The following is a 4,341-nucleotide window of genomic DNA, read 5'->3' on the forward strand; positions in this document are numbered from 1 at the left end:
ATTTGAAACACAATCCGGGCCGGAGCGACCGAGCAACACCGGCGGGCGATGCCGGGCAGCAGCGACCCTGCCGGCCCGGCGCCACCGCCGCAGGAAGGACGACCGTGCAGGTCACCACCGACGACACCAGCGCGACCGACCGGGCCGCGCACCGATCCCCCCGCCGCCGTTGGCGGTTCGCCGCCGTCCTGGCGGTGGTCGTCACCCTCTGCGGGTCGGGCATCGGGCTGTACCTCAACGAGCGCGACACCCGCGAACAGACCAGGGAGCTGGCGGTCCCCGCGACGCCCGACTGGATCGAACTGGACGTCACCGCCCAGGACGTGGACCCGACCGCCCAGCAGCTGACCCTCTACGTCACCCCCGTCCCGCACGGCAGGTTCGCCGCCGGGCCGGACTCCCAGACCTTCGCCCGCCCCGTCGAGATCACCGTCACCGGCACCCCCAAGGTGACCATCCGGGCGGCCGAGGGGGAGGCCGCGGCGTCCCAGCTCGTCCAGGTGGGGACGTACGACGGCACCAAGACGGACTACCCGTTCGACCGCTACCGCGCCGAGGCCGGCTTCACCGCCACCAGCGGGGGCGCGGCCGTGCCGGTCGGCCTGGTCCTCACCGACACCGACCCGTTCTTCGTACTGCGCCCGCAGGCCACCACCGCGAGCTCCGGTGCGGTGACCCTGGATACGCGGGTCACCCGGTCCCGCAGCACCTTCATCCTCTCCTGGTTCATGATCGCGGCCATGTGGGCCATCGCCCTGGCCGTCCTCGGCGCCGCCGAGGTGCTGTACCGCAAGCGGGAGGGGCTGGTCTGGCCCTCCCTGGGCTGGATGGCGGCGAGCCTGTTCGCCCTGATCGGCATGCGCAACGCGGCCCCCGGGGCGCCGCCGATCGGATCCCTGATCGACTACGTGGCGTTCTTCTGGGCCGAGGGCCTCATCGCCGCCAGCCTGGCCTGCACCGCCTGGTCCGGCATCCGCACCGAGCACCGGCTGCGCCGCGAGCGGGAGGCGGTGACCGAGGCGGCGTGAGCCGAGGGGCGGTGAGCGGGGGTGTGAGCGGATTCCCCCGAACGGCGGGTGCGTGCCGCGCCGGAATCTGACCTTCCGATCAGTAGCCTGCGGAGCCGAACCCGACCCCAACCGGAACGAGGCCCCATGGCTCACCCCCGGCCGTCCCGCCGTTCACTCCTGCAGTCCGGGGCCGCGCTCGCCGCGCTGGCCCTGACCGGTGGCTGCTCCTCCGACAGCGGATCGGGGGAGCGGTCCGGTCAGAGCGGTCCGGCCTCGGGGGCGGCCGGGTCGGGGAGCCCGGCGGCCGGCGGGTGGACCATGCCGGCCGAGTCCGGCCCGCACACCCGCACCTTCATGGCCTGGCCGGCACTGGAGGAGGTGTGGGGCGACCAACTGCCCGACGTCCGACAGGACATCGCCGGGCTGGCCCAGGCCATCGCCGGCTTCGAGCCGGTCGTCCTGCTGGCCCGCCCCGACCAGGCAGACCAGGCCCGGCAGGCCTGCGGCTCCTCGGTCGAGGTGCTGGAACTGAAGGTCGACGACCTGTGGGCCCGGGACACCGGGCCGACCTTCGTCACGGGCCCGAAGGGGCTCGCCGGGGTCGACTTCAACTTCAACGGCTGGGGCGGCAAGCAGACCCACGCCAACGACGCCCTGGTCGCCCGCTACCTCCTGGACCACTACGGCATCACCCGCGTCCAGGCGCCGGTCACCGGGGAGGGCGGCGGCATCGAGGTGGACGGCGAGGGCACCCTGATGGCCACCGAGAGCTCCTGGGTCAACGACAACCGCAACCCCGGCAAGTCCCGCGACGAGATCGAGGCGAGCCTCAAGGGCCTGCTCGGTGTCGAGAAGGTGATCTGGTTCAAGGGCGTCGCCGGGCAGGACATCACCGACTGCCACGTCGACGCCCTCGCCCGCTTCGCCGAGCCGGGCACCGTGGTGCTGCACCGGCCCGCCGCCGACACCCCGCCGGACGTCTGGACCACCGCCTCCGCGCAGGCCGTCCAGGTGCTCCAGTCCGAGACCGACGCCAAGGGCCGCACGCTCACCGTGGTCGACCTGCCCGAGCCCGACGTCACCCTGATCCAGGGCGCGGGCAAGGACTTCCTCGCCACCTACATCAACTACTACGTCTGCAACGGCGGCGTCATCGTCCCGCGCTTCGGCGACCAGGCCACCGACGACCGGGCGGCCGGCATCATCGGCGACCTCCACCCGGGGCGCAAGGTCACCCAGGTCGGCATTAACCACATCGCCGCCGGCGGCGGGGGCATCCACTGCGCCACCCAGCAGCAGCCCGTCGCGCCCGGCTCCACCGGGTGACGCGGGGTCAGATAGTGGGACCGTCAGGCGCCGGACGGCCGGGCGGCGGCGGAGGAGAGCGAGTCCAGCAGCGTCCGCAGCACCCGCTCGGCGTCCACCGTCCCGTCCAGCGACCCGATGGCGGCGAGCCCGTCCACGGCGGCGGCGAAGGCCTCGCCGAGCGGTACCGGGTCGGCGCCGTCGCCGCGCTCGTCCAGCAGGCAGCGGAACAGGCCGACGAAGGAGGAGCGCCAGCGCGCGTACTCGGCCTCCAGACTGGCGCGGACGCGTTCGTCGTTGAGGGCGAGCCAGTGCAGGGCCGCGTGCAGCCGGGCGAGGTCGGGGCTCTCGGGCCGGGTGAGCAGTGCCAGGACCCGCTCGGAGCGCTCGGCGTAGCCGCCGGGGCCGGCGACCGCCTCCTCCAGCGGCGTGATCCACTCGGGCCGGATGTCCTCGACCACCGCGACGATCAGGTCGGTGCGGTCCGCGAAGTGGTAGTGGCACATCCCGTGCGAGACCCCGCACAGCGCGGCCACGTTGCGGGTGGTGAACCGCCCGGCGCCGTCGCCGGCGAGCAGGGTGCGGGCCGCGGCGATCAGCCGGGCCCGGGTCTGCTCGCCCTTGGCGGAAGCGCGCGCCCGGCCGGTGCCGCCGGGGCCGGGGGCCGTACGCGGGGCTGCGCCCGTCGCCTGTGTCGCCATGGCCGCCACTGTAACGACTGCGGGGGAGCGGCAGGGGCGCATCGGCACCGATCTCTGCGCAAAGTATTGACCGAGCGCTTGGTCAGTTTTACCTTTTCGGTCAACTGCCGGACAGGCAGCGCACTTTGACAGGGAGGTAGTGATGGAGGGCAGCTTCAGATCCCATCCGGCGATCGACGGAGGGCTCGGCCGACGCCGGTTCCTGACGGCCGCCGGGCTCGCCGTCGCGGGCACCGCGCTGACCGCGGCGAGCGGTGGGCAGGCCCGGGCCGCGCAACCCCGCACCGCCGCCGCGGGCCCGGCCGTCGCCGCCGGCCTCCGGGTGCCGCTGGACACCGTCCGGCACACCCGCACCTGGATGGCCTGGCCGGACAGCAGCACCATCTGGCGGAACAAGCTCGGCGGTGTCCAGTCGAACATCGCCCTGATCGCGAAGACCATCGCGAAGTACGAGCCGGTGACCATGTGCGCCAACCCGGCGAGCGTCGCCAAGGCGCGCTCGATGTGCGGTTCGGCCGTCACCGTCATCGGGGACATCCCGGTCGACGACTGCTGGATGCGCGACACCGGTCCGGTCTTCCGCACCGACGGCGCCGGCGGCCTCGACACGATCGGCCTCAACTTCAACGGCTGGGGCAACCACCAGAACCCGCACGGCAACGACGCCCTGGTCGCCGGGCGCGTCGCCGCCTACCTCGGCCTGCCGTTCACCGCCGCCGGGCTGGTCGCCGAGGGCGGCGCCATCGAGACCGACGCGGCCGGCACGCTGATGGCCACCCGGAGCAGCATCCTCAACGCCAACCGCAACCCCGGCATGTCCCAGGCCGCGGTCGAGAGCGCGATGTGCGCGGCCTACGGCGCCAGCACGGTGATCTGGTTCAACGGTGTGGCCGGCCAGGACATCACCGACGACCACGTGGACGCCACCTCCCGCTTCCTCGACGCGGGGACGGCCGTGGTCCAGATGCCGCTGGCGAGCGACACCGACGCCTGGTCGAACGACGCACGGCAGCAGTACCGGATCCTGACCACCACTGCTGGAGCCCAGGGCACCCCGTTCGCGGTCAGCCGGATCCAGGGGCCCGACTACAACCTGATCCGCTCGACCGACCCCAACTTCGTCGGCTCCTACGCCAACTACTACCTGTGCAACAACGCGGTGATCGCGGCGCAGTTCGGCGACACCAAGGCCGACAGCGCCGCCAGGGCGGCCCTCGCCCGGCTGTTCCCCGGCCGCACCGTCGAGCAGCTCAACATCGACTCCCTCGGGGCGGGCGGCGGCGGGATCCACTGCGTCACCCAGCAGCAGCCCGCGGTGTGAACCC

4 protein-coding genes are annotated in these 4,341 nt (G+C 73.2%); 3 read left to right on the forward strand and 1 reads right to left on the reverse strand.

Annotated features, from left to right (window positions below; genetic code table 11):
- Positions 1–104 precede the first annotated feature (104 nt).
- Both ACFU7Z_RS36950 and ACFU7Z_RS36955 read left to right on the forward strand, forming a co-directional pair.
- Positions 105–1,028: a DUF4436 family protein gene (locus ACFU7Z_RS36950; RefSeq protein WP_380782452.1), complete on the forward strand. Its 924-nt coding sequence runs from the start codon at positions 105–107 to the stop codon at positions 1,026–1,028.
- 126 nt (positions 1,029–1,154) lie between these two features.
- Positions 1,155–2,336, forward strand: coding sequence for an agmatine deiminase family protein (locus tag ACFU7Z_RS36955; RefSeq protein ID WP_380782454.1), 1,182 nt, complete (start codon positions 1,155–1,157; stop codon positions 2,334–2,336).
- 23 nt (positions 2,337–2,359) lie between these two features.
- On the opposite strand, the gene ACFU7Z_RS36960 is transcribed toward ACFU7Z_RS36955, so the two are convergent.
- Positions 2,360–3,016, reverse strand: coding sequence for a TetR/AcrR family transcriptional regulator (locus ACFU7Z_RS36960; protein WP_158077750.1), 657 nt, complete (start codon positions 3,014–3,016; stop codon positions 2,360–2,362).
- Between the two features lie 142 nt (positions 3,017–3,158).
- Here ACFU7Z_RS36960 and ACFU7Z_RS36965 point away from each other — a divergent pair, with 142 nt between their 5' ends.
- Positions 3,159–4,337 carry an agmatine/peptidylarginine deiminase gene (locus tag ACFU7Z_RS36965; RefSeq protein WP_380782456.1) on the forward strand — a complete coding sequence of 393 codons (1,179 nt, stop codon included), beginning with the start codon at positions 3,159–3,161 and terminating at the stop codon, positions 4,335–4,337.
- Positions 4,338–4,341: the final 4 nt, after the last annotated feature.

The sequence above is a fragment of the Kitasatospora sp. NPDC057518 genome (assembly GCF_042802075.1).
Lineage (GTDB): Bacteria > Actinomycetota > Actinomycetes > Streptomycetales > Streptomycetaceae > Kitasatospora.